The sequence below is a fragment of the Janthinobacterium fluminis genome (assembly GCF_028595325.1).
GTDB classification, from domain to species: Bacteria; Pseudomonadota; Gammaproteobacteria; order Burkholderiales; family Burkholderiaceae_D; genus Janthinobacterium; species Janthinobacterium fluminis.
Genome location: NZ_JAQQXR010000004.1, coordinates 21,399 through 44,203 on the forward strand (window position 1 = coordinate 21,399; position 22,805 = coordinate 44,203).

At 64.6% G+C, this 22,805-nt stretch carries 23 protein-coding genes; 2 read left to right on the forward strand and 21 right to left on the reverse strand.

Annotated elements, in window-relative coordinates:
• The 15 genes from OIK44_RS11330 to OIK44_RS11400 all read right to left on the reverse strand — a co-directional run bounded on the left by OIK44_RS11330 (position 1) and on the right by OIK44_RS11400 (position 15,034).
• The gene (locus OIK44_RS11330) at positions 1 to 1,299 is read right to left on the reverse strand and encodes an NAD(P)/FAD-dependent oxidoreductase (RefSeq protein WP_273670862.1); all 1,299 of its coding nucleotides are present in this window, start codon (positions 1,297 to 1,299) and stop codon (positions 1 to 3) included.
• A 56-nt stretch (positions 1,300 to 1,355) separates the two neighbouring features.
• On the reverse strand, positions 1,356 to 1,844 hold the full coding sequence (locus OIK44_RS11335) for a hypothetical protein (protein WP_273670863.1): 489 nt from the start codon (positions 1,842 to 1,844) through the stop codon (positions 1,356 to 1,358).
• Between the two features lie 157 nt (positions 1,845 to 2,001).
• Positions 2,002 to 2,763 (reverse strand): transporter, encoded by a 762-nt coding sequence (locus OIK44_RS11340; RefSeq protein WP_273670864.1) that lies wholly within the window; start codon positions 2,761 to 2,763, stop codon positions 2,002 to 2,004.
• Between the two features lie 77 nt (positions 2,764 to 2,840).
• Positions 2,841 to 4,493 carry a methyl-accepting chemotaxis protein gene (locus tag OIK44_RS11345; RefSeq protein ID WP_273670865.1) on the reverse strand — a complete coding sequence of 551 codons (1,653 nt, stop codon included), beginning with the start codon at positions 4,491 to 4,493 and terminating at the stop codon, positions 2,841 to 2,843.
• 195 nt (positions 4,494 to 4,688) lie between these two features.
• A complete protein-coding gene (locus OIK44_RS11350; RefSeq protein WP_273670866.1) occupies positions 4,689 to 5,429 on the reverse strand; it encodes a copper-binding protein in 741 nt (246 codons plus the stop codon).
• Positions 5,430 to 5,448: 19 nt separating this feature from the next.
• The gene (locus tag OIK44_RS11355; protein WP_273670867.1) at positions 5,449 to 6,849 is read right to left on the reverse strand and encodes a multicopper oxidase family protein; all 1,401 of its coding nucleotides are present in this window, start codon (positions 6,847 to 6,849) and stop codon (positions 5,449 to 5,451) included.
• Positions 6,846 to 8,213, reverse strand: a complete 1,368-nt coding sequence (locus tag OIK44_RS11360) for a TolC family protein (RefSeq protein WP_273671241.1) — start codon at positions 8,211 to 8,213, stop codon at positions 6,846 to 6,848. The genes OIK44_RS11355 and OIK44_RS11360 overlap by 4 nt, the downstream gene beginning before the upstream one ends.
• Positions 8,213 to 8,527 (reverse strand): hypothetical protein, encoded by a 315-nt coding sequence (locus OIK44_RS11365; protein WP_273670868.1) that lies wholly within the window; start codon positions 8,525 to 8,527, stop codon positions 8,213 to 8,215. The genes OIK44_RS11360 and OIK44_RS11365 overlap by 1 nt, the downstream gene beginning before the upstream one ends.
• A gap of 70 nt (positions 8,528 to 8,597) precedes the next feature.
• The gene (locus OIK44_RS11370; protein WP_273670869.1) at positions 8,598 to 8,966 is read right to left on the reverse strand and encodes a hypothetical protein; all 369 of its coding nucleotides are present in this window, start codon (positions 8,964 to 8,966) and stop codon (positions 8,598 to 8,600) included.
• 94 nt (positions 8,967 to 9,060) lie between these two features.
• Complete coding sequence (locus OIK44_RS11375) at positions 9,061 to 9,189, reverse strand: DUF2474 family protein (RefSeq protein WP_273670870.1); 129 nt, start codon at positions 9,187 to 9,189, stop codon at positions 9,061 to 9,063.
• Positions 9,189 to 10,196 (reverse strand): cytochrome d ubiquinol oxidase subunit II, encoded by a 1,008-nt coding sequence (cydB, locus tag OIK44_RS11380; protein WP_273670871.1) that lies wholly within the window; start codon positions 10,194 to 10,196, stop codon positions 9,189 to 9,191. Before cydB ends, OIK44_RS11375 begins: the two co-directional genes overlap by 1 nt.
• A complete protein-coding gene (locus tag OIK44_RS11385) occupies positions 10,197 to 11,633 on the reverse strand; it encodes a cytochrome ubiquinol oxidase subunit I (RefSeq protein WP_273670872.1) in 1,437 nt (478 codons plus the stop codon).
• Positions 11,634 to 11,816: 183 nt separating this feature from the next.
• Complete coding sequence (locus OIK44_RS11390) at positions 11,817 to 12,374, reverse strand: NADPH-dependent FMN reductase (protein ID WP_273670873.1); 558 nt, start codon at positions 12,372 to 12,374, stop codon at positions 11,817 to 11,819.
• Positions 12,375 to 12,627: 253 nt separating this feature from the next.
• A complete protein-coding gene (gene alr / locus OIK44_RS11395) occupies positions 12,628 to 13,740 on the reverse strand; it encodes an alanine racemase (RefSeq protein WP_273670874.1) in 1,113 nt (370 codons plus the stop codon).
• A gap of 4 nt (positions 13,741 to 13,744) precedes the next feature.
• Entirely contained in the window at positions 13,745 to 15,034 is a 1,290-nt protein-coding gene (locus OIK44_RS11400; protein ID WP_273670875.1) for a D-amino acid dehydrogenase, read from the reverse strand.
• A gap of 113 nt (positions 15,035 to 15,147) precedes the next feature.
• Between OIK44_RS11400 and OIK44_RS11405 the strand changes: the two genes are divergently transcribed.
• Both OIK44_RS11405 and OIK44_RS11410 read left to right on the forward strand, forming a co-directional pair.
• Positions 15,148 to 15,642 (forward strand): Lrp/AsnC ligand binding domain-containing protein, encoded by a 495-nt coding sequence (locus OIK44_RS11405; protein WP_273670876.1) that lies wholly within the window; start codon positions 15,148 to 15,150, stop codon positions 15,640 to 15,642.
• A 231-nt stretch (positions 15,643 to 15,873) separates the two neighbouring features.
• Positions 15,874 to 16,239 (forward strand): hypothetical protein, encoded by a 366-nt coding sequence (locus tag OIK44_RS11410; protein ID WP_273670877.1) that lies wholly within the window; start codon positions 15,874 to 15,876, stop codon positions 16,237 to 16,239.
• A 118-nt stretch (positions 16,240 to 16,357) separates the two neighbouring features.
• Here the strand turns inward: OIK44_RS11410 and glpK are convergent, their stop codons facing one another.
• From glpK to OIK44_RS11440, 6 genes are all read right to left on the reverse strand, one after another.
• Positions 16,358 to 17,854, reverse strand: a complete 1,497-nt coding sequence (gene glpK / locus OIK44_RS11415; RefSeq protein ID WP_273670878.1) for a glycerol kinase GlpK — start codon at positions 17,852 to 17,854, stop codon at positions 16,358 to 16,360.
• Positions 17,855 to 17,985: 131 nt separating this feature from the next.
• The gene (locus tag OIK44_RS11420; protein WP_273670879.1) at positions 17,986 to 19,713 is read right to left on the reverse strand and encodes an ABC transporter substrate-binding protein; all 1,728 of its coding nucleotides are present in this window, start codon (positions 19,711 to 19,713) and stop codon (positions 17,986 to 17,988) included.
• A 37-nt stretch (positions 19,714 to 19,750) separates the two neighbouring features.
• Entirely contained in the window at positions 19,751 to 20,044 is a 294-nt protein-coding gene (locus tag OIK44_RS11425; protein WP_273671242.1) for a DUF2160 domain-containing protein, read from the reverse strand.
• Between the two features lie 2 nt (positions 20,045 to 20,046).
• Entirely contained in the window at positions 20,047 to 20,850 is an 804-nt protein-coding gene (locus OIK44_RS11430; RefSeq protein ID WP_273671243.1) for a carbohydrate ABC transporter permease, read from the reverse strand.
• Positions 20,850 to 21,719 carry a carbohydrate ABC transporter permease gene (locus tag OIK44_RS11435; RefSeq protein WP_273670880.1) on the reverse strand — a complete coding sequence of 290 codons (870 nt, stop codon included), beginning with the start codon at positions 21,717 to 21,719 and terminating at the stop codon, positions 20,850 to 20,852. Before OIK44_RS11435 ends, OIK44_RS11430 begins: the two co-directional genes overlap by 1 nt.
• Complete coding sequence (locus OIK44_RS11440) at positions 21,719 to 22,804, reverse strand: ABC transporter ATP-binding protein (RefSeq protein WP_273670881.1); 1,086 nt, start codon at positions 22,802 to 22,804, stop codon at positions 21,719 to 21,721. The genes OIK44_RS11435 and OIK44_RS11440 overlap by 1 nt, the downstream gene beginning before the upstream one ends.
• Position 22,805 lies beyond the last annotated feature (1 nt).

Consider the following 22,805-nt stretch of genomic DNA (forward strand, 5'->3'; position numbering starts at 1 on the left):
TCAGTGCAGCTTGACCAGCGGCGTGCTGCGCTTGATCAGGAAACGCGCCAGCGCCAGCACGCCGGTGCGCACCGTGCCCAGCACGGCCTGGTGATGCAGCAGATGCAGGCTGAGGTACATCATGCGCGCAAAAAACCCCTCGACGAACCAGCTCAAGCCTTTCAGGGAGCCCATCAAGGTGCCCACCGAGGTGCTTTGGCCGAACGACACCAGCGAGCCGTAATCGCGGTAGATGTAGGAGGCGCGGTGCGGCGCCTTGCCGGCGGCCTGGCGCAGGAAGGCGTCGCGCAGGTAATCGGCCTGCTGGTGCGCGGCCTGGGCGCGCGGCGGCACCAGTTTGCCGTCGGCGCCGCTGCAGGCGGCGCAATCGCCCAGCGCGTAAATGTTCGGGAAGCCGTTGACGGCCAGCGTGCCGTCCACCTCGATCTGCCCGGCGCGGTTGGTCGGCAAGCCGAGCTCGCTCAGGAAAGCGGGCGCCTTGATGCCGGCCGCCCACACGCACAAATGGGCGCGATAGCTGGCGCCGCCGGCCACGCTGACCTGCGTGGCGTCGATGGCCGTCACGCGCGTGTCGGTCACGACCGTGATGCCGCGTGCGTTGAGCAGTTTCACGGCCGCCGCCGCCACCCGCTCCGGCAGCGGCGCCAGGATGCGCGGCGCCCCTTCCAGCAAGGTGATGCGGACGTCCTTGAGGGCGTGCAGGTGCCGGAAGCCATAGCTGGCGTAGACGCTGCTGGCCTCGCGCAACTCGGCCGCCAGCTCGACGCCGGTGGCGCCGCCGCCGATGATGACGATGTCGACGCTGGCGTCGGCATCGCTTTCCTTGTGCAGCTCCGCCAGCGTCAGCAATTTCAGCAGGGTCAGGCGGAAGCGTTCCGCGTCCTCGGTCGCGTTGAGCGAAATCGTATGTTCTTGCGCGCCCGGCACGCCGAAGTAATTCGAGGTGCTGCCGATGGCCAGCACCAGCCTGGCGTAGCCGATGCGGCGCGCCGGCACCACCTCCTCGTTCGCCTCGGTGGCGATGGGGCCGACGGTGAGCGTGTTGGCGGCGGCGTCGAGCGCCGTCATGGCCCCGTACACATAGGTGAAACCGTTGTCGTGGGCCAGCATCTGGTAGGACAGGCCCTCCTGGTGGATGTCGAGGGTGCCGGCGGCCACCTCGTGCAGCGACGGCTTCCAGATATGGTAGAGCCGGCTATCGACCAGCATCACCCGGTTCGGGCCCAGCTTGCGGCCCAGTTTGCAAGCCAGTTCCAGCCCGCCCGCCCCGCCGCCGACAATCACGATTTCGCTATGCAAACAACCTCCGGTAAGAAGAACTCGGCCCGGAGCCGTGCATACGGCCCGTGCCCCGATTAATTATTGCCGCGGCCGTGGCCGTTGCCGTGACCGTTGCCATGGCCGCGACCGTGGCCGTGGCCCTTGCCGCGGTCGTTGTCGTTGTCGTTGTCGCGCCGGTCGTCCTGATAGCCGCGCTCGTCGCGGCCGTGGTCGCGGTGGTCGCGGTGCTGTTCGCGGTAGCGCGGCGCGAATTCATTGTTATACCAGCCATCTTGCACGAAGTATACACGCTGTCCGCAGGCATTGTAGGCGCGGCAATGCTTCGACCAATGCTTGGCGTGGCCTGGCGGCACGCGCAGATAAATAGGCGCCCGTTCGACGTAGCGCACCGGCCGCTCGATGATCATCGGCTGGGCATAAATCACTGGCGGCGGCGCAAATTGGCCGACGTCAAGGCGACCGTAAAACCCCGGTTGCCCGACACTAATCGACACACCGACATCGGTGGCCATCGCGCTGGATACAGTGGCAAGCAAGCTTGCGGCAAGGAGTAGGGTCTTCATGATCGTTCTCTTTCATCTATAGAAAAACGCCTCGCCGGACGTGCCGGCAAGGCTGGGTGGCTAAGGCGGATGCCTGTCACTGCCTGATCACAATTCTACTAGCTTAGACGCAAGTGCTCTGTTCGCTGGAGCACATAGACGTTGCGGATTGAACACATCACCAGAGACGGCCCAGCGGCAGCACCACGCCGCCGAACAGCGACCAGTCCGGCGTGGTCCGGCTCAGGCCATGCGCGACGCCAAAGTCGATGACCAGTTGCTTGCTGGGGCTGTAGGTAGCGGCCAGCAACAGTTGCGCCGTGTGGCCGGCGCCGCGCCGGCGCGTGCCGGACAACTCGGCGCTGGCGCCCCATTGCGGCGCCAGCGGCATCGACAGGGCCGCCGACAGGCCCGTCTGGGTGCGGCCGGCGCCGTCCGCCTCGTCGCCCAGGCGGCTCAGGTTCAGGTTGGTGTCGATATGGATGCCGCCGGCATCCTTGCTGAAGATGCCGTTCACCGTATAGTCGCGCTTGCCGCTGCCGATCGCCTGCTTCGCCGTCGGCATTTTCATGGCCAATTCCAGGCCGAAGGCGGTGGCGGCGTCGACCAGGAAGGCGCGCTTGAGCACCAGCGTCGTGTCGCCGGCCCCGCTGGCGCGCGCGGCGCCGTCGCGCGCCGACACATGGGCTTCGCCGCCCAGCAGCACGCCCCATTGCTCGTTGAATGCCAGTTTCAAGGTGTAAGGCAGGCTGGTGCGCCGCGCCGCGCCGGTCTTCGCGTTGAGCACACCCAATTCGAGCTCCAGCTGGCCGGCCAGCGGCAGTTGCGCCGGACTCGACACGGACGGACGATAAGGGCTGACGCCGCCCTCTTCCTGCGCGTGGCAGGGCGCGGCCAGCGCGGCCAGCGCCAGCAAGCCCGGCCATTTCAATGCGTTCATGGTGTTCCCCTGGTGGCGTGTTGGTGTGCCAGCCTAACACCGGCGCCGCCCCCGGCGCAACCCGGCGATGCCCCCGCTCAAGCCACTTCGCTGAACTCCGCCTTGCGTTCGGGCGCGGCCGGGTGGGCATGCCGGCGCTGCGGCGCCAGCGCCAGCACCCGGCCCGCCTCGCCGTCGAGCTTGAAGACGTCGACCAGCGCCGCCAGCGCGGCGGCCTGCTCCCGCAGCGCCCCGGCCGCCGCGGCGGCCTCTTCGACGAGGGCGGCGTTTTTCTGCGTCACATGGTCCATTTCCGTGATGGCCAGATTGACCTGTTCGATGCTGGCGCCCTGCTCCTGCCCGGCCACCGCGATGCTGGCCATGATCGTATTCATGCCCTGCACGCTGGCGACCACCTCGCCCATGGTCGCGCCGGCCTCGCCCACCAGCGTGGCGCCCAGTTCGACCTGCGCCACGGAATTGCCGATCAAGGTCTTGATTTCCTTGGCCGCCGAGGCGCTGCGGTGCGCCAGGTTGCGCACCTCGGAGGCGACCACGGCGAAGCCCCTGCCCTGCTCGCCGGCACGGGCCGCCTCGACGGCCGCGTTCAAGGCCAGGATATTCGTCTGGAAGGCGATGCCGTCGATGACGCCGATGATGTCGACGATCTTGCGCGAGGACTCATTGATCGCCTCCATCGTCTCGACCACCCGCCCGACCACCGCGCCGCCCCGGCCCGCCACGGTGGAGGCGGTGCCGGCCAGGTCCCGGGCCTGGCGCGCGTTGTCGGCGTTCTGCCGCACGGTCGAGGTCAGTTCCTCCATCGACGCCGCCGTTTCCTCCAGCGAACTGGCTTGCGCCTCGGTGCGCGAGGACAGGTCGAGGTTGCCGCTGGCGATCTGGCTGGAGGCCGTGGCGATGGTGTCGGTGCCGGCGCGCACCTGCCTGACGATGCCGGCCAAATTGTCGCGCATGGTCTTCATCGCGAACAGCATGCTCGAGCGGTCGTTCGGTTCCGTGTCGATGGCCACGGCCAACCTGCCCTCGGCGATGGCGCCGGCGATGGCGGCCGCGTAGGCCGGCTCGCCGCCCAACTGGCGCGTCAGGCTGCGGGTAATCAGCGCGCCCAGCGCCAGCCCGGCCACCACGCTGCCGGCCACCAGCGCCAGCATGAAGCTGCGCGTCGACGCGTAAATCGCCGCCGTCTGCTCGGCCGAGTGCTTGGCGCGCGCCTCTTTTTGCTCGGACAACTGCTCCAGCACCTCGTCGAGCTGGTTCGCGTGCTTGCGCGTGTCGGCCAGCAAGGCGTCGAGCTCGGCGTTGTGCTGCGTCAGCGGCTGCCGTGCCGCCACGGCCAGCGCCTGCGCCATCAGGCGCTCGTATTCGGCGGCGGTGCTGGCGAACTGGGTGAACAATTCCTTGGCCCTGGCGGTGACAAACAGGGGGCGGGCCTGCTCCAGCTGCTCCTTGCCGGTGGCCAGCGAGCGGGTGATGCTGGCCTGGTGGGTGGCGCGCTCCTCTTCGCTGGCGGCCAGCAGGAAGTTGCCGCGGGCGCGGCCGATCTTGATCAGCGCAATATTCGCGTTTTTGATGTGGGTCAGCCCGAGCAACTCGTTGCCGTACATATGCTCGGCCATGTCGTCGATCCGCCCCATGTTGACGATGCCAATGCCGGCGACGACGGCGCCCAGCAGCGCCAAGAGGAAAAAGGCCGCGATCAGGCGCGTGCCCACCTTCATTTGTGCAAACATAACCACCCCGATTCCACTGTCATGTTGACGAAATATCGAAGGAAACCGGGGCCCCGTCCAGGCTGGGAAGATGGCTACCCGGGTATGCTCATTGCGGATGCAAGCGTGCCATCACCCAAACAATATAGTCTGGAACACCGTCTTGAAATACGCGCTTTGTCACACCCGGCTGCTTATCGGGAAGAATAACGCCGCTTACTGGGCTGCATCAATTTCCGTCACCGTAAAGATGCCCTCGACCTTTTGCGCGACGAAACTGACCTTGTCGCCCGGCTTGACGCGCTCCAGCATGGCCGGCTCGGCGGCGCGGAACACCATCGTCATCGGCGGCATGCCCAGATTCTTCAATTCGCCATGCCGCAGCGTGATCTTGCCGGCCGCCTTATCGACCTTGCGCACCTCGCCCTCGCTGCGCGGCGCGGCGGCGGCGTCCGGCGCCGCCTTGCCGCCGACCTTGAGCGCGCCCTTCATGCCGGACTCCAGGTGGCCCGCCACCAGGCAGGCGAAATTGAAGTCGCCCGCGCGGGTAAATTGCCAAACGATATCCTGCGTGGCGCCCGGCTTCACATGGGCCATGTAGGGCGCGTCGTGCTCCATGCCGGGATGCTGGCGCATCATCGCGCCGTGCTCCTGCAATTGCGCCATCGTGCCGAGCACCATCTCGTGCATGACCTTGCCCTTGTTATGCACGACAAAACGCACCGTTTCCCCCTGCTTGACGGCCACATCCGATGGCGTGAAACGCATCGTGTCGCTCATCTCGACGCGGATCTCGCGCGTCACGTTGGCCGGGTCGCCCTGGCGGCCGAACAGCTGCTCCTCGGTGGATATGGCCGTGGCCGCCGTCTTGTGCGCGCCCTCGTGCGCCAGCGCGGCCGGCGCCGCCAGTGTCCAGAAAGCGGCCAGCATGGCGCTCATCATCATGGTATTTTTCATCGTTGTTTCCCCTATCAATTTAATTGTGTCCGGCATGGCCGGCAGGTTTGCGCACCGTCATCTCCACGTCGGCGCCCTTGCGCGCCGGCGCCATCGACTGGCCGCCGGCGGCGCGGCTGCGCACCGGCTCGGGCAGCGCGCCCGTCCATTCGTAGGCCACCGTGCCGGCCGGATGCTTGTACCAGCCCGGATCGCGGTAATCGCCCGGCTTCTGGTCTTTACGCACCTTGACCACGGTGAACATGCCGCCCATGCCGACGCCGCCGAACGGCCCCTTGCCGCCCATCATGGGCAGCGTGTTGTCGGGCAGCGGCATCTCCATCTCTTCCATGTCGGCCATGCCGCGCTCGCCCATCACCATATAGTCGGGCACCAGGCGGTTGATCTTCTGCGCCACGCCGCCGTGGTCCACGCCGATCATCGTCGGGACGTCGTGGCCCATGGCATTCATCGTGTGGTGCGACTTGTGGCAGTGGAAGGCCCAGTCGCCCGGGTCGGTGGCGTCGAACTCGATGGCCCGCATCTGCCCGACGGCGACGTCGACGCTCACCTCGGGCCAGCGCGACTCCGGCCGGGTCCAGCCGCCGTCCGTGCCGGTGACGACGAATTCGTGGCCATGCATATGGATCGGGTGGTTGGTCATCGTCAGGTTGCCGAAACGGATGCGCACGCGCTCGCCCTGGCGCGCCACCATCGGGTCGATGCCGGGAAAGACGCGGCTGTTGAAGGTGAACAGGTTGAAGTCCGTCATCGTGTTGACCTTGGGCGTGAAGCTGCCCGGCTCGATGTCGTAATTGCTCAACAGGAAAACGAAGTCGCGGTCCACCTTCATGAAGTTCGGATCTTTCGGATGGGTGACCCAAAAACCCATCATGCCCATCGCCATCTGCGTCATTTCATCGGCGTGCGGATGATACATGAAGGTGCCGGGGCGCTTGGCGACGAACTCGTAGACGAAGGTCTTGCCCGGCGCGATGCCCGGCTGGGTCAGCCCCGTCACGCCATCCATGCCGTTCGGCAAACGCTGGCCGTGCCAGTGCACGCTGGTGTGCTCGGGCAGGCGGTTGGTGACGAAGATGCGCACGCGGTCGCCCTCGACGACCTCGATGGTCGGCCCCGGCGACTGGCCGTTGTAGCCCCACAGATTGGCTTTCATGCCGGGCGCCAGCTCGCGCACCACCGCTTCGGCGACCAGGTGGAATTCCTTGACGTTGTTGTTCATGCGCCAGGGCAGCGACCAGCCGTTCAAGGTCACCACCGGATGGAAGGGCCGGCCGTTCGGCGGCAAGGCCGGCGCCTTGGTGGCGGCGTCGTCCATGCTGACGGCCTCCGGCAGCGAGGCGGCGCCGGCCCGGCTCACGGCCGCGGCGCCCAGTGCCAGCACGCCGGCGTTTTTGAAGAAGTCCCTGCGTGTGCTCATTGCTGCTCCTTTGCGGACGCGCCGCCATTGCCGTTGATGGCAGATTCCAAGTCGGTGTGCGCGATCCAGAAATCGCGCTGGGTGTCGATGGCCGTGTTGACGCTGCCGATCTGCTCGCGGGCGTCGGACAGCAGCTCGAACACGCTGGCCAGCATGCCGTTGTAGCGCAGCAACACCTCGTCGGAGATCTTCTTGCGCAGCGGCACCACCTCGTCGCGGTGATGGCGCGCCACATCGTAGCTGCTGCGGTAGGCCGAATACGCCTCGCGCACTTCCGAGCGGGCCCGCACAGCCGTGTCCGCCGTGCGGTGCACGGCCTGCATGTACAGCGCCTGCGCCTTGGCCGTGCGCGCGCCGCCCCAGTCGAACAAGGGCAGCTCCAGCGCAATCGCGTAGCCGTTCTCGCGCGCCTTGCCGGTGACGCTCTTGTTGGCGTAGCCGGCGTCGAGCACGTTGACGACGCCGGTGGCGCGCGTCAGCCCGAGCGCGCGGGCGCTGGCCGCCGTTTCGTGCTTGCTCATCTGCACATCCAAACGCCGCTCCATCGCCAGCGCCTCGATGTTGGCGATGGCGTCGGCCGCCTTGGGCAAGTCCGGCAAGCGCTCCGGCAAGGTGAACGCGGTCTGCCCGCCCCACAGGCCGAGCAGGCGCGTCAGGCGCTCGCGCGCGGCCGTCGCGCCATGCGTGGCGCGGGCCAGCTGCGTCATCGCGTCGGCGTAGAACACTTGCTGGCGCGCCTGGTCGAGGCGGCTCCAGTTGCCGGCCCGCTGCATGCGCGCGGCCAATTCGGCGCCGGCCTGGGCCGCGCCGGCGGCCTGCTCCATGTACACCACCGCCTGGCGCGCCGCCACCGCGTGGAAATACGCGCGGCGCGTGTCGGCGGCCAGTTGCACCGCCTGCGCCGCGGCGGCCAACTTGGCCTGCTCGAAGCGGCCGCGCTCGATGCCGCTGCGCGTCGGCAGCGTCAACAGGCCGATCAGGTCGAACGTGACGCCGCGGCCGATCTCCGTCTCGCCATTGCCGTGGCTGCGGCTGAAGGACAAGCCGGGATTGCGCATGCGCCCGGCTTGCACCAAATCGGCCTCGGAGGCGCCCAGTTCCGCCAGCGCCGCCTTCAGGCCGCGGTTATTCATCAAGGCGACGCGCACGGCGCCGTCGGCGCTTAAAGGCTCGCCGAGCAAGGCCGCCAGGTCCGGCCCGGCTTCCGCGCCGGACAGGGGCACGGCCTGGCCCGTGCGCGCCTGCGTCAGGGCCGACACGGCATCCAAACCACCATCTTTCGAAAAACTGGCACAGCCGCTGAGCAACAGCGCGGCCAGGCCGAGCGCGACCGGCGTGCGCCGGCTGCCTGGAATACGGACCATCATTGTTTCCCCTTGTGCTGGTGATGCATGGAATGGTCTGGATGCGGATCGGCGGCCTTGGGCGCGGAGCCGGCCGGCGGCATCTGGCCCATATGGCTCGTGCCAGCCTTCGCGGCAAGCGCCTTGTTGGCGGCGCGCCAGAACTGGTCGGCCGGCTCGGCCGGCTCGACGGCCGGCTGATACTGCGCCAGGACGGAAATATAGGCGCTGGACGGCACGGGCGCATGCGCATCGCTCACCTTGGCCGGCTCGGCGGCGAAGGCAGGCGACAGCAGTACCCACGCGGCCAGCGCGCAGCAATGTCGAAATTTCATGGTAAATCCTCGGAAGCGATGGATAGGGCGCGACGCGCAGGCACAGCCATGGCGTCGGCGCTACAGACAATCAGGCGGGGGCGTGACGGGGCGGACGTTCCAGCCCCTCGGGAATATGCCCGGCGAGCAAAGGCGCAGGCGTCAGCCTGACCTCCGAGGAAATAAAGGGAATCGCGGGCAACATCGGCCAGACCGGCGGCGCGCAGGCGCCGACGCAGCAGGCCGAGCAGGCGCTGCAGGAAGCGTCGTCATGGTGGTGGGCCGGGGCGGCGTCGGCATGGCTGTGCGCCGGCATATGCTGCTGAAGCTGCGCGCCGTGCAACTGAAGCGCCGGCGGCGGCGTATGGCCGCCAGACATCCTGATCGCGGCGGCAAACCCCTGCAGGGGCAGCGCGGCAAACAAACACCACAGCAGGAATCTGGCGACGATGCGGTTCATGGAGAAATACGGGCAAGTAGACACCCGCACTATAAACCTTCCTATTGGGGTAAGGTCAAGTGCTACTTCCTCAAATCGCGGCGGGCCGGCCCGTTCAGTTGCTCAAGCCCGCCGCCCGCATCAGCAAGCGCATCAAATACGCGAGCACGGCCAGCGCCGCCACGCTGGCGCACCAGATCGCCAGCAACCAGCCCAGCCGCCTCCACCAGACGCCATGTCCCATCAGTGATAAGCCTCGCCATGACTGACCTTGCCGCGGAAAACATAATATGCCCACACCGTGTACACCAGAATCACCGGAATAATCAACAGCGCGCCGACCAGCGTGAAACCCAGGCTTTGCGGCGGCGAGGCGGCTTGCCAGATCGACACCGAGGGCGGAATGATGTTCGGCCACAGGCTGATGCCCAGCCCGCTATAACCAAGAAACACCAGCGCCAGCGTGTACAGGAAAGGCCGCACCTGATGCTGCAGGCGCAGCGAACGGTGCAACATCCAGGCGCTGGCCGCCACCAGCAGCGGCACCGGCGCGAACCAGAACAGGTTCGGCAGGCTGAACCAGCGCGCGGCGATGGCGGCGTCGGCCAGCGGCGTCCAGACGCTGATCACGACGATCACGGCCAGCAACAGCCACACCAGCTTGCGCGTGATGGCATAGGCGCGGCGCTGCAAGGGGCCGTCCGTCTTCATGATCAGCCAGGTACTGCCGAGCAAGGCATAGGCGATCACCAGGCCGGCGCCGGTGAACAGCGAAAAGGCGGAAACCCAGTCCAGCGGCCCGCCCGCGTAGGCCCGGTCGATCACCGGCACACCCTGGATATACGCGCCCAGCGTGACGCCCTGGAAAAAAGTCGCGGCAATGGAACCGCCGATAAACGCCTTGTCCCAGAAATGGCGCTCATGCTCGCGCGCCTTGAAGCGGAACTCGAAGGCGACGCCGCGGAAAATCAGCCCCATCAGCATAAAAATCAGCGGCAGATAAAATGCGCTCAACACCACCGCATACGCCTGCGGAAACGCCGCCATCAAACCGGCGCCGCCCAGCACCAGCCAGGTTTCGTTGCCGTCCCACACGGGGGCGACCGTATTCATCATCACATCGCGCTCGTCCTTGTCCGGGAAAAACGGATACAGGATGCCGATGCCCAGGTCGAAACCATCCATCACCACATACATCATGATGCTGAACAAAATGATGACGGCCCAAATCAATGCCAGATCGATACCCATTTACTGTGCTCCCTGTGGTTGGCTGGGGTCGCCGATGTTCAACTCGCTCGACGCCGACAAGGGCCGCATCGGCGTGCGCTCATGGCCGGGGCCGCCCTGCTCCGTGCGGCCGCCCTCGTGCGCCTTCGGCCCGACCCGGATCAAACGGAACAGATAGCCGATACCGGTGCCGAACACGGCGAAATAAATCACCACGAACAGCACCAACGTCACGCCGAGCTGGACGGCGCCGTGCGCCGACACCGCGTCGGCCGTGCGCAACAAACCATGTATCGTCCAGGGCTGGCGGCCGATCTCCGTCGTGTACCAGCCGGCCAGCATGGCGACGATGCCCGCCGGCCCCATCAGCAAGGCAAAACGCAGGAACAGCCGCGAACGCCACAAATTGCCGCGCCAGCGCAGCCAGGCGCCCCACGCCCCCAGCGCAATCATCAACATACCCAGCCCGACCATCACGCGGAAAGACCAGAACACCACCAGCGAATTGGGCCGGTCGCGCGGCGCGAAATCCTTCAGACCGGGAACCTTGCCGTTCCAGTCGTGGGTCAGGATCAAACCGCCGAGACGGGGAATCTCAAGCTTAAAGCGGGTTTCCTCGCGCTCCATATCGGGCCAGCCGAACAGTATCAACGGCGTGCCCTCCTCGCCCTTGTTTTCCCAATGGCCCTCCATCGCCGCGATCTTCGCCGGCTGATACTTCAAGGTATTCAAACCGTGGAAATCGCCGATAACGGCCTGGATGGGCGCGACAAGCAACACCAGCCACAAACCCATCGACATCATCTTGCGGATCGCCGCATTATCCCGGCCGCGCAACAAATGCCAGGCGGCCGACGCCACCACCAGCAGCGCCGTGGCGAGGAAGGCGGCGACACTCATATGCAGCAAACGGTAAGGGAAAGATGGATTAAAGATCACCTGCAGCCAGTCGACCGGCACCACGCGGCCGTCGACGATCTCATAACCCTGCGGCGTATGCATCCAACTATTCGACGCGATAATCCACGTGGCGGAAATGAGCGTGCCCAGCGCCACCATCGCCGTCGACATCATATGCAGCGCGGGGCCGACCTTATTCCAGCCGAACAACATCACGCCGAGAAAACCCGCCTCCAGGAAAAACGCCGTCAACACCTCATACGTCAGCAAAGGGCCGGTAACGCTGCCGGCGAACTGCGAAAAAGCGCTCCAATTGGTGCCGAACTGATAGGCCATGACCAGGCCGGAGACGACACCCATGCCGAAATTGACGGCGAAAATCTTCGACCAAAAATGATACAAGTCCAGATACACCTGCTGGCGCGTGCGCAGCCACGCCGCCTCCAGCACCGTCAAATAACTGGCCAGACCAATCGTGATGGCGGGGAAAACGATGTGGAACGAAATCGTGAAACCAAACTGTATCCGTGCCAGTTCGAGCGCAGAAAGACCAAACATAATACCTACCCGGCGAATGTGTTCTTGAAGACCTACACTGTAGCGCTTGACAAAAATACATACCAGACTCAGAAACGGAAGAAAGAACCGGATCAGTTTGCGCGGCGAACTCGGCAGAAACAGGGGCAACAAAACAAGAAGCCGCTTTCCAGCGGCTTCCCATGACACAGACTACGCAACGGCTCAGAGCGGCGCCGCGTGCTTCTCGACCCAACTGACATACTGCCGCATCCAAGCCTGCAGAAAACCCAGGCTGGCCGGACCGATACCGCCGGCATCGTCGAACAAACCATCCTTCACCTGAATAAACGCCTCCGGCTGACCCAGGGTAGGCACATCCAGATAGCCGAGAATATTACGCAAATGCTGCTGCGCCAAGGCCGTGCCGGCGGCGCCGACCGACACCCCCAGCACACCGGCGGGCTTACCGGCCCAGACGCTCTGGCCATAAGGGCGCGAGGCATGATCGATCGCGTTTTTCAGCACACCGGAAATCGAACGGTTATATTCCGGCGTGACAAACAACAAGCCCTGCGCGCCGGCGATATGCGCCTTCAAACGCTGGACCTGCTCGCCGGGCTGGCCGTCGTCGTCCTGGTTATACAAAGGCAAATCGCCGATCTCCGCCTGCGTAAACACAAAATGCGGCGGCCCCAGCTTCACGATCGCGGCGGCCATCTTCCGATTAAACGAATCCTTGCGCAGACTGCCAACGACAACGGCAATATTAAATTGGCTCATACAATCCCCGATAACGGTAAAAGAAAAACCAGCGTGGCCCCCATACTGGCACAAAACCACCCCCTGCGCAGCACCTTACCGGCGCCACACAACAATGGTTTCACACAACAATGGGGTCAGGTCTAGACATGGCGGTTTTCGGCATAAAAACAACACCGGGCTCAAAAGCAACAATGGGGTCAGGTCTAGACATGGCGGTTTCTTAGGTGAAAACCGTCATGTCTAGACCTGACCCCAGGGGGTTTGCAACTTTTTAGGCGCCGGTGTATTCGCGGTAGTAGCGCCGCCCCAGGTTGCTCAGCACTTCGTAGCCGATGGTGTTGGCCAGGCTGGCCACGGCGTCGACCGGGTGTTCGGCGCAGATCAGGTCGACCAGGCTGCCCGCTTCGACGCGCTCGCTCGGGATGGCGCTGACGTCGAGGGTGATGCTGTCCATCGAGATGGCGCCGATCTGCGGCACGCGCACGCCGTCGACGATGGCGACGCCGATGTTGCTCATGCTGCGCAGCCAGCCGTCCGCGTAGCCGACCGCGACGGTCGCCACTTGCCGCGTTTCGCTGGCCGTGTAGCGGCGGCTGTAGCCGACGTGCTCGCCCGGTTCGATGGTGCGCGTTTGCAGTACTTTGCCTTGCAGGCGCACGACCGGCCGCATCGGGTTGGCCGCGCCGGCTATCGGCGCGATGCCGTACAGCGCCGCTCCCGGCCGCACCAGGTCGAAGTGGTAGTCGGCCGGCAGGAATACACCGGATGAGTTGGCGAAGCTGGCCGGACACGCCGGCAGCCGCGCGCGGATGGCCTTGAAGCGTTCGAGTTGCAGCGCGTTCATCGGGTTGTCGGGCTGCTCGGCACAGGCCAGGTGGCTCATCAGGTATTGCATGTCGATGCCGTCGAGGAAGTGCGGGTCGGCCAGCCAGGCGTCGATTTCGGCCGGCGCCATGCCCATGCGCGACATGCCGCTGTCGACCTGGATCACGGCCGCCAGCGTGCGGCCCAGCGCCCGCGCGTGGGCGCGCCAGCCGGCCACTTGCTGCGTGCTGTTGAGCACCGGCGTCAGTTGGTGGTCGGTGAAGTCGGCTTCGGTGCCGAGCGGCGGGCCGTGCAGCACGAAGATGGCGGCGTCCGCCGGCACGTGGGGGCGCAAGGCGATGCCTTCGTCGAGGTGGGCGACGAAGAAGTGCCGGCACCCTTCGGCGTACAGGGCGGCGGCGACCGGCACCGCGCCCAGGCCATAGGCGTCCGATTTCAACACGGCCGAGCAGGCCGCCGGCGCCGCCCGCGCGCGCAGCAGGCGGTAGTTGGCGCGCACCGCGTCGAGGTCGACGGTGAGGATGGCGCCGCTGCGGTTTTTATGCCCGTTCGTGCTCATCTGCTTATGCTCCGGCGTAGTTCAGGCCGTCCGTCCCCTGGGCGCCGCTGTAGCGCCCGACGGACAGGTCGTCGGCCAGGATCGCCGGTTTTTTCACCGACATCAGGTCGGCCAGCATTTGCGCCGAACCGCAGGACATGGTCCAGCCCAGCGTGCCGTGGCCGGTGTTCAGGTACAGATTGCGCAGCGGCGTGCGGCCGACTATCGGCGTGCCGTCCGGCGTCATCGGCCGCAGCCCGGTCCAGAATTCGGCCTTGGCCGTGTCGCCGGCGCCGGGGAACAGGTCGTTGACGACCATTTCCAGCGTGGCGCGGCGGCGCGGGTTCAGGCGCGTGTCGAAGCCGGCGATTTCCGCCATGCCGCCGACGCGGATGCGGTCGTCGAAGCGGGTCACGGCGATCTTGTAGGTTTCGTCGAGGATGGTCGACACCGGCGCGCGCGCCGCGTCGACGATGGGCACGGTGATCGAATAGCCCTTGAGCGGGTAGACGGGAATGTTCACCAGCGATTTGAGCAAAGTAGTCGAGTAGGCGCCCAGCGCAACGACGTAGGAGTCGGCCTTGATCACTTCGCCGCCGCAGCGCACGCCGGCGATTTCGCCGCCGGCCACGTCGAGGCCGTCGATGCCGACGTTGTAGCGGAATGTGACGCCCAGCGCCACAGCCATCGCCGCCAGGCGCGTCGTGAACAGCTGGCAATCGCCCGTTTCATCGTTCGGCAGGCGCAGGCTGCCCACCAGCTTGTGCTTGATGGCGCCCAGCGCCGGCTCGGCGCGCGCCAGTTCCTCGCGCGTCAGCAACTCGTATGGCACACCGGAATCCTTGAGCACCTGGATGTCTTTGGCCGCGTCGGCGAATTGCTTCTCGGTGCGGAACAATTGCATCGTGCCCTGCTGGCGGCCCTCGTAGGTGATGCCGGCCTCGGCGCGCAACACTTTGAAGCAGTCGCGGCTGTATTCGGCCAGGCGCACCATGCGCTCCTTATTCACGGAATAGCGCTCGGCTGTGCAATTACGCAACATCTGCCACATCCATTGCAGCTGGAACATGCTACCGTCTGGGGTGATCGACAGCGGCGCGTGGCGCTGCAACATCCATTTCACGGCCTTCAGCGGAATGCCGGGCGCGGCCCACGGCGAGGCGTAGCCGGGCGAGATTTGCCCTGCGTTGGCGAAGCTGGTTTCAAGCGCCGGCCCGGGCTGGCGGTCGATGACGGTGACGTCATGCCCCTGCTTGGCCAGATAATAGGCGGTGGTGACACCGATGACACCGCTACCCAGAATAACGACACGCATAATTTCCTCGCTTGAATTTCGACCAGATTACCAGATTACCAGATTAACCGCTATGATATTGGGAAGTGACCAGCATTTGTTCACGTATAAAATGGAATATTCAGTAATTAATCATGCGAATTCATAAAGAGTCCATGCGCAGCCTGGACAAGCTGGACCGCCATATCCTGCGTATCCTGCAACGCGAGGGGCGCATCTCGATGAAGGATCTGGGCGAGCGCGTCGGCCTGTCGATCACGCCCTGCATCGAGCGGGTCAAGCGGATGGAGCGCGACGGCGTCATTACCGGATATTACGCCAAGGTTGAGCCCGCCGCACTGGGCGCGAAACTGCTGGTGTTCGTCGAGATCACGCTGAACCAGAAATCCGCCCTCGCCTTCGAGCAATTCCGCCGCGAAGTACTGCGCATTCCCGAGGTGCAGGAATGCCATCTGGTGTCGGGCGATTTCGATTACCTGATCAAGGCGCGCATCCACGAAATGGCGGAATACCGCAAGCTGCTGGGCGACATGCTGCTGCAACTGCCCGGCGCCGCGCAGTCGAAAAGCTATGTGGTGATGGAGGAAATCAAGGAAACCCTGGAACTGTCGACCGAGGTGCTGCAGTAAGGCGCAGAAAAGTACCGTATCGCGCCACCTGACGGCGCAACTGGCGCTCCTTCCCACAATTCAGTCGTGCTTTGCGCGGAAAATGGCGACACTAGCCTTCGATGTCGCGGCCGCGCACCGATCCTTTGCCGATCCCCGCCCTGGCCAGACGATACGCCGCCCGCGCGCCATGCCGGGCGAACTGGCTGCAGCTAGCCTGCAACGAGAATGCATAAGGGGGAGTACATTTTGATGAAAATGATCGCAAAAATCGCCCTGGGCTGCCTGGCCGCGCTGGCCGTGGCCGCCAGCGCCGCGACCTGGAACACGATGAACGAAACGCAGAAGACCGATGCCCTGTATAACAGCATCACGGTCGGCAAGACCACCAAGGCCGAGCTGGACATGGCGCTCGGCCAGGCCACCGCCATCAGCCTCGACAGCGGCTACGACGTGTGGGTGTACAAGAACAAGGAAGAGGCCAGCGGCCTGGCGCGCTACCTGTCCATCGTCGGCCAGGGCTCGCTCTTCGCCACTGAGCGCAAGCGCGAGGTGGTGGTGCTGTTCCACCCCGACGGCGTGGTCAAGAAATACCGGATACACCGCTATCGGGGATAAGCCCCGGTCCAGGGGTCTGACCCGTTCTTTGGGTCGGACCCCGGCTTTTGGCTATCGTAACAGCTGGGGTCCGACCCTGAGAGCGGGTCAGACCCCGGGGGTGTTCAGCCCCCTGCCCTCATTCGCTCCAGTCGCGCGAGCGGTCCACCGCGCGCTGCCATTTGTGCAGCCGGCTCAGCCGCTCGTCGGCCGCCATCTTCGGCTCGAAGCGCCGCGCCATCTGCCATTGCCCGGCGATTTCCTCCAGCGAAGCCCAGAAGCCCACCGCCAAACCGGCCAGATAGGCCGCGCCCAGCGCCGTCGTTTCCGTCACCACCGGACGCACCACCGGCACGTCGAGGATGTCGGCCTGGAATTGCATCATCATGTCGTTGCGCGCGCCGCCGCCGTCCACCCGCAGTTCCGTCAGCGGAATGGCGGCATCCTTTTGCATCGCGCTCAGCACGTCGACGTTCTGGTAGGCCACGCCCTCCAGCGCGGCGCGGGCGATGTGGGCGCGCGTGGTGCCGCGAGTGATGCCGACCAGGGTGCCGCGGGCGTAGGGGTCCCAGTACGGCGCGCCCAGGCCGGCGAAGGCCGGCACGAAGACCATGCCGCCGGTGTCGGGCACGCTGGTGGCCAGCGCCTCGACCTCGGACGAGTCGCGGATGATGCCCAGGCCGTCGCGCATCCACTGCACGGCGGCGCCGGCGACGAAGGCGCTGCCTTCGAGCAGGTAGTCGGTCGAGGCGGCCGCGCCCTGCCCGACGCTCCAGCCTATGGTCATCAGCAGGCGGTTTTTCGAGGCGATCGGCCGCTTGCCGACGTTCATCAGCATGAAGCAGCCCGTGCCGAAGGTGTTTTTCGCCATGCCCGGCTTCAGGCAGACCTGGCCAAAGGTGGCCGCCTGCTGGTCGCCGGCGATGCCGGCGATCGGCAGCGCCGCGCCCAGCAGGTCGGCGTGGGTGTGGGCGGCCACGCCGCTGCTGGGCACGATGGCCGGCAACAGGGCGGCGGGAATATCCAGCAATTCCAGCAGCTCCGCATCCCACTGCAGCGTGTGGATGTTGAACAACATCGTGCGCGCCGCGTTGCTCGGGTCGGTGATGTGGGCGCCGCTCATTTTGTAGATCAGCCAGGTGTCGATGGTGCCGAAGGCCAGTTCACCGCGCTCGGCCCGTTCGCGCGCCCGCGGCACGTTGTCGAGCAGCCACTTCAGCTTGGTGCCGGAGAAGTAGGCGTCCAGCACCAGCCCGGTCTTGTCCTGGAACAGCGGCGCCTTGCCCTGCTCTTGCAATTGCTCGCAGAAGGCGGCGTTGCGCCGGTCTTGCCAGACGATGGCGTTGGCCACCGGCTCGCCCGTGGCGCGGTCCCACAGCACCGTCGTTTCGCGCTGGTTGGTCACGCCGATGGCGGCGATGTCGGCGACGCCCACGCCGCTCTCGCGCAGCAACTGCTGCACCACGCCGATCTGCGACGCCCAGATTTCGTTGGCGTCGTGCTCGACCCAACCCGGCTGCGGGAAGATCTGGCGGAATTCCTTCTGCGCGCTGGCGTGCGGGCGGCCCGCGTGGTCGAACAGGATGGCGCGCGAACTGGTCGTGCCCTGGTCCAGGGCGAGAATGTATTTGGTCATTTTTTGAAGGCGATACATGAAAACGGGAAGGCCCCGGCCCGCCCAGAACGGGCCGGCCCTACCTTCCCGGCAAGCGGATTACGCTGCCCGCATCCGCCCAGCATAGCGCGCGGATGCGGCACTGAACAGGCTTACTTGACGCGGCCTTCTTTCCAGGCTTGCAAGAGCTTGTCGTAGGCGATCGTCTCGCCCTTCGGCTTTTCGTTCGCCAGCTTCTTCCACGGCGCGGCCGTGTCCGACAGGTACTTGTTCGGGTCGCCTTTCGGGTTCAGCTTAGGCGCGCAGGCTTTCATGCCGGCGCGTTGCAGACGGGCCATCACCTGGTCCATTTCCTCGGCCAGGTTGTCCATGGCCAGTTGCGGCGTTTTTTCGCCCGTCACGGCCTGGGCCACGTTCTTCCACCACAGTTGCGCCAGCTTAGGATAGTCGGGCACGTTGCCGCCGGTCGGCGTCCACGCCACGCGCGCGGGGCTGCGGTAGAACTCGATCAAGCCGCCGTATTCGTTGGCGTGCTTGGTGAAGTAGTCGTGCTTGATGTCCGATTCGCGGATGAAGGTCAGGCCGACGATGGATTTCTTCAGCGACACCGTTTTCGAGGTCACGAACTGCGCGTACAACCAGGCGGCCGCCTTGCGGTCGTCCGGCGTGGACTTGAAGAAGGTCCAGGAACCGACGTCCTGGTAGCCGTTCTGCATGCCCTCTTTCCAGTACGGGCCGTGCGGCGACGGCGCCATTCGCCATTTCGGCGTGCCGTCCTTGTTCATCACCGGCAGGCCCGGCTTCATCATGCCGGCCGTGAAGGCCGTGTACCAGAAGATTTGCTGGGCGATCTCGCCCTGGGCCGGCACGGGGCCGGATTCGGAGAAGTTCATGCCGTTCGCTTGCGGCGGGGCGTATTTCTTCATCCACTCGACGTACTTGCTCAGCGCGAAGACGGCGGCCGGCGAGTTGGTCGCGCCACCGCGCGACACCGAGGCGCCAACCGGCGTGCACTTGTCGGCGGCGACGCGGATGCCCCACTCGTCGACCGGCAAGCCGTTCGGAATGCCCTTGTCGGCGGCGCCGGCCATCGACAACCAGGCGTCGGTGAAGCGCCAGCCCAGCGAGGGGTCTTTCTTGCCGTAGTCCATATGGCCGAACACCTTCTTGCCATCAATTTCCTTGATGTCGTTGGTGAAGAAGGCGGCGATGTCTTCATAGGCCGACCAGTTTTGCGGCACGCCCAGGTCGTAGCCGTATTTGGCCTTGAATTTCGCTTGCAGGTCCTTGCGCGCGAACCAGTCGGCGCGGAACCAGTAGACATTGGCGAATTGCTGGTCGGGCAACTGGTAGAGCTTGCCGTCCGGCGCCGTGGTGAAGCTGGTGCCGATGAAATCCTTCAAATCCAGGCCCGGATTGGTGTAATCCTTGCCGGCCGCCTTGATGTAATCGGACAGCGGTTCAATCGCGCCGTAACGATAATGGGTGCCGATCAGATCGGAATCCGAGACCCAGCCGTCGTAAATGCTTTTACCCGATTGCATCGAGGTTTGCAGTTTCTCGACGACGTCGCCTTCCTGGATAATGTCGTGCTTGACCTTGATGCCGGTGATTTCTTCAAACGCCTTGGCCAGGGTCTTCGATTCGTAGACGTGGGTGTCGATGGTTTCCGACACGACGCTGATTTCCTTGATGCCTTTTTTCTTCAATTTATCGGCGGCTTCAATGAACCATTTCATTTCTTCCATCTGCTGCTGCTTGCTCAGGCTGGACGGTTGGAATTCTTTGTTGACCCATGTTTCGGCCGATTTCGTGTCGGCGAAAGAGGCACCCGACACCAGCATCGCGGCAGCCGCAAGGGCCGTGAATTTCAATTTCATCTTCAATCTCCTTTTATAGTTCGAACATTCCAACAACTTAACCCCAACGCATTACCACCAACAACAAAACAAAACTCAAGGCCGCGCCTATTGACTGTTGCATTTCAGTAAAACCAGCCCAGGCGAGATTAACATAGGCGGCCGTCAGCAGGCTAATGAATAAGCGGTCGCCGCGCGTCGTCGGCATCGGCAGAAAGCCTTTGCGCTCGATGCTCGGCGATTTGATTTGCCAGACCGTCATGCCGATCAACATCAGGATGATCGCGGCGAAAAACAGCGCGACCGGCTGGGTCCATGCCATCCAGGCAAAAACGCTTTCCGTATTTTCCATCATTACACCCTCCCCATCGCGAAACCTTTGGCAATGTAATGCCGTACAAACCAGATCACCAGCGCGCCCGGCACGATGGTCAGCACGCCGGCCGCGGCCAGCACGCCCCAGTCCATGCCCGCCGCCGACACCGTGCGCGTCATCGTCGCGGCGATCGGCTTGGCGTTGACCGAGGTCAGCGTGCGCGCCAACAGCAATTCAACCCAGCTGAACATGAAGCAGAAGAAGGCCGTCACGCCGACGCCCGACTTGATCATCGGCAGGAAGATCCTGATGAAGAATTTCGGGAAGCTGTAGCCGTCGATGTAGGCCGTCTCGTCGATTTCCTTGGGAATGCCGGACATGAAGCCCTCCAGTATCCACACGGCCAGCGGCACGTTGAAGACCATGTGCGCCAGCGCCACGGCCAAATGGGTGTCCATCAGGCCGACGGACGAGTACAACTGGAAGAACGGCAGCAGGAACACGGCCGGCGGCGTCATGCGGTTGGTCAGCAGCCAGAAGAACAGGTGCTTGTCGCCGATGAAGGAGTAGCGCGAGAAGGCATATGCGGCCGGCAGCGCCACCGCCACCGAGAACAGCATGTTCATGGCGACGTAGATCATCGAGTTGAGGTAGCCGCTGTACCAGGACGCGTCCGTGAAGATGGTCTTGTAGTTGTCGAAGGTCAGGTGGACGGGCCACAGGCTGAGGGTGCCGACGATTTCCTCGTTGGTCTTCAGCGACATATTGAACATCCAATAGATCGGCAGCAGCGACAGCAGCAGGAAGGCGATCAGCAGCGGCGCCGTAATACGTTTATGCATCATTTTTGGTCTCCGGTGCCGACACGCTGCATCCAGGTGTACAGGACAAAACAGAACAGCAGGATAATCAGGAAATAGATCAGCGAGAACGCCGACGCCGGTCCCAGGTCGAACTGCCCGACCGCTTTTTGCGTCAGGTACTGCGACAGGAAGGTGGTGGCGTTACCCGGCCCACCGCCCGTCAGCACGAACGGTTCCGTGTAGATCATGAAGCTGTCCATGAAGCGCAGCAGCACGGCGATCATCAGCACATTGCGCATTTTCGGCAACTGGATGTAGCGGAACACCGCCAGGCGCGAGGCGCCGTCGATGCGCGCCGCCTGGTAGTAGGCGTCGGGAATCGCGCGCAGGCCGGCGTAGCACAGCAGCACCACCAAGGGCGTCCAGTGCCAGATGTCCATCACCATCACGGTCAGCCACGCGTCGGTGGGGTTGCCGCTGTAGTTGTAGTCCAGGCCGATGTGGTTCAGGGTGTAGCCCATCAGGCCGATGTCGCCGCGGCCGAAAATCTGCCAGATGGTGCCGACGACGTTCCATGGGATCAGCAGCGGCAGCGCGATCAAGACCAGCGACAGCGAGGCTTTCCAGCCGTCGGCCGGCATGCACAGGGCGATCAGGATGCCCAGCGGAATCTGCACGGCCAGCACCGACAGCGAGAACACCAGTTGGCGTATCAGGGCGCCGTGCAGGTCGGCGTCGAGCAGCACCATGCGGAACCACTCGGTGCCGACGAAGACTTTCTGCGTCGGGCTGAGAATGTCCTGCACCGAATAGTTGACCACCGTCATCAAGGGCAGAATCGCGGAAAAAGCCACGCAGATGATGACGGGCAAAATCAGGAACCAGGCGCGGTTGTTATATGTTTTCATTAAGCCACCCGTTTATCGTTGACGTAGTACAAAGTGCGCTCTTGCGGGAAGCGCAACCAGACCTGGTCGCCCGCCGTCGCGCCGATCACGCGCAGCTTGGCCGCCACCGTGTTCATTCCCAAGCGGAACTCCGCCAGGTAGTGGGTGCCCATATTGCGCACCGCCAGCACCGTCGCCGGCACCGCGTCGGCCTGCTGCACGGCCAGGCATTCGACGAATTCCGGGCGCACGCCCAGCGTGATCTTGCCGGCGGCGCCAGCCAGCGCCGCCTTGGCCCGCTCGGACAGCGGCAGCGCGTGGTCGGCGACGCGGATCGCGCCGTCCTGCAGCGTCGCCGGCAGCAGATTCATGCCGGGGTTGCCGATGAAGTAGCCGACGAAGGTGTGCTCCGGCTCCTCGAACAGGGCCTGGGCGCTGCCGGTCTGCACCACTTCGCCCTGGGTCATGACGACGACCTGGTCGGCGAAGGTCAGCGCCTCGACCTGGTCGTGGGTGACGTAGATCAGCGACAACTTCAATTCGTGGTGGATTTCCTTGAGCTTGCGGCGCAACAGCCATTTCAGGTGCGGGTCGATCACCGTCAGCGGCTCGTCGAACAGCACGGCGGCGACGTCGGGGCGCACCAGGCCGCGGCCCAGCGAAATCTTTTGCTTGGCGTCGACCGACAGGCCGCTGGCGCGGTGCTTCAGCTCGCCCGTCATTTCCAGCATCTGCGCCACCTGCTCGACGCGCTTGCGGGTGTCCTGCTCCTTCCAGCCGCGGTTGCGCAGCGGGAAGGCCAGATTGTCGTAGACCGTCATCGTGTCGTAGATCACGGGGAACTGGAACACCTGGGCGATATTGCGCGCCTCGGTCGGCAACTGCGTCACGTCCTTGCCGTCGAACAGCACGCGGCCGTGCGAAGGCTTGACCAGGCCGGAGATGATGTTGAGCAGCGTCGTCTTGCCGCAGCCGGACGGCCCCAGCAAGGCGTAGGCGCCGCCGTCGTCCCAGGTCTTGGTCATCGGCCGCAGCGCGTAGTCGGTCGGTGCGCTGGGATTCGGTTTATAGGCGTGCGCCAGATCGATCAATTCAATGCGGGCCATG

What these genes read in the sequence shown, in the direction of transcription:
- OIK44_RS11360 (WP_273671241.1), bottom strand. Translation starts at nt 8,213, where the DNA reads ATGGTCCGTATTCCAGGCAGCCGGCGCACGCCGGTCGCGCTCGGCCTG.
- OIK44_RS11350 (WP_273670866.1), bottom strand. Translation starts at nt 5,429, where the DNA reads ATGAAAAATACCATGATGATGAGCGCCATGCTGGCCGCTTTCTGGACA.
- glpK (WP_273670878.1), bottom strand. Translation starts at nt 17,854, where the DNA reads ATGACCAAATACATTCTCGCCCTGGACCAGGGCACGACCAGTTCGCGC.
- OIK44_RS11375 (WP_273670870.1), bottom strand. Translation starts at nt 9,189, where the DNA reads ATGGGACATGGCGTCTGGTGGAGGCGGCTGGGCTGGTTGCTGGCGATC.
- OIK44_RS11355 (WP_273670867.1), bottom strand. Translation starts at nt 6,849, where the DNA reads ATGAGCACACGCAGGGACTTCTTCAAAAACGCCGGCGTGCTGGCACTG.
- OIK44_RS11345 (WP_273670865.1), bottom strand. Translation starts at nt 4,493, where the DNA reads ATGTTTGCACAAATGAAGGTGGGCACGCGCCTGATCGCGGCCTTTTTC.
- OIK44_RS11420 (WP_273670879.1), bottom strand. Translation starts at nt 19,713, where the DNA reads ATGAAATTGAAATTCACGGCCCTTGCGGCTGCCGCGATGCTGGTGTCG.
- OIK44_RS11435 (WP_273670880.1), bottom strand. Translation starts at nt 21,719, where the DNA reads ATGAAAACATATAACAACCGCGCCTGGTTCCTGATTTTGCCCGTCATC.
- OIK44_RS11390 (WP_273670873.1), bottom strand. Translation starts at nt 12,374, where the DNA reads ATGAGCCAATTTAATATTGCCGTTGTCGTTGGCAGTCTGCGCAAGGAT.
- OIK44_RS11400 (WP_273670875.1), bottom strand. Translation starts at nt 15,034, where the DNA reads ATGCGTGTCGTTATTCTGGGTAGCGGTGTCATCGGTGTCACCACCGCC.
- OIK44_RS11385 (WP_273670872.1), bottom strand. Translation starts at nt 11,633, where the DNA reads ATGTTTGGTCTTTCTGCGCTCGAACTGGCACGGATACAGTTTGGTTTC.
- cydB (WP_273670871.1), bottom strand. Translation starts at nt 10,196, where the DNA reads ATGGGTATCGATCTGGCATTGATTTGGGCCGTCATCATTTTGTTCAGC.
- OIK44_RS11335 (WP_273670863.1), bottom strand. Translation starts at nt 1,844, where the DNA reads ATGAAGACCCTACTCCTTGCCGCAAGCTTGCTTGCCACTGTATCCAGC.
- OIK44_RS11405 (WP_273670876.1), top strand. Translation starts at nt 15,148, where the DNA reads ATGCGAATTCATAAAGAGTCCATGCGCAGCCTGGACAAGCTGGACCGC.
- OIK44_RS11425 (WP_273671242.1), bottom strand. Translation starts at nt 20,044, where the DNA reads ATGGAAAATACGGAAAGCGTTTTTGCCTGGATGGCATGGACCCAGCCG.
- OIK44_RS11365 (WP_273670868.1), bottom strand. Translation starts at nt 8,527, where the DNA reads ATGAAATTTCGACATTGCTGCGCGCTGGCCGCGTGGGTACTGCTGTCG.
- OIK44_RS11410 (WP_273670877.1), top strand. Translation starts at nt 15,874, where the DNA reads ATGAAAATGATCGCAAAAATCGCCCTGGGCTGCCTGGCCGCGCTGGCC.
- OIK44_RS11340 (WP_273670864.1), bottom strand. Translation starts at nt 2,763, where the DNA reads ATGAACGCATTGAAATGGCCGGGCTTGCTGGCGCTGGCCGCGCTGGCC.
- alr (WP_273670874.1), bottom strand. Translation starts at nt 13,740, where the DNA reads ATGAGCACGAACGGGCATAAAAACCGCAGCGGCGCCATCCTCACCGTC.
- OIK44_RS11370 (WP_273670869.1), bottom strand. Translation starts at nt 8,966, where the DNA reads ATGAACCGCATCGTCGCCAGATTCCTGCTGTGGTGTTTGTTTGCCGCG.
- OIK44_RS11430 (WP_273671243.1), bottom strand. Translation starts at nt 20,850, where the DNA reads ATGCATAAACGTATTACGGCGCCGCTGCTGATCGCCTTCCTGCTGCTG.
- OIK44_RS11440 (WP_273670881.1), bottom strand. Translation starts at nt 22,804, where the DNA reads ATGGCCCGCATTGAATTGATCGATCTGGCGCACGCCTATAAACCGAAT.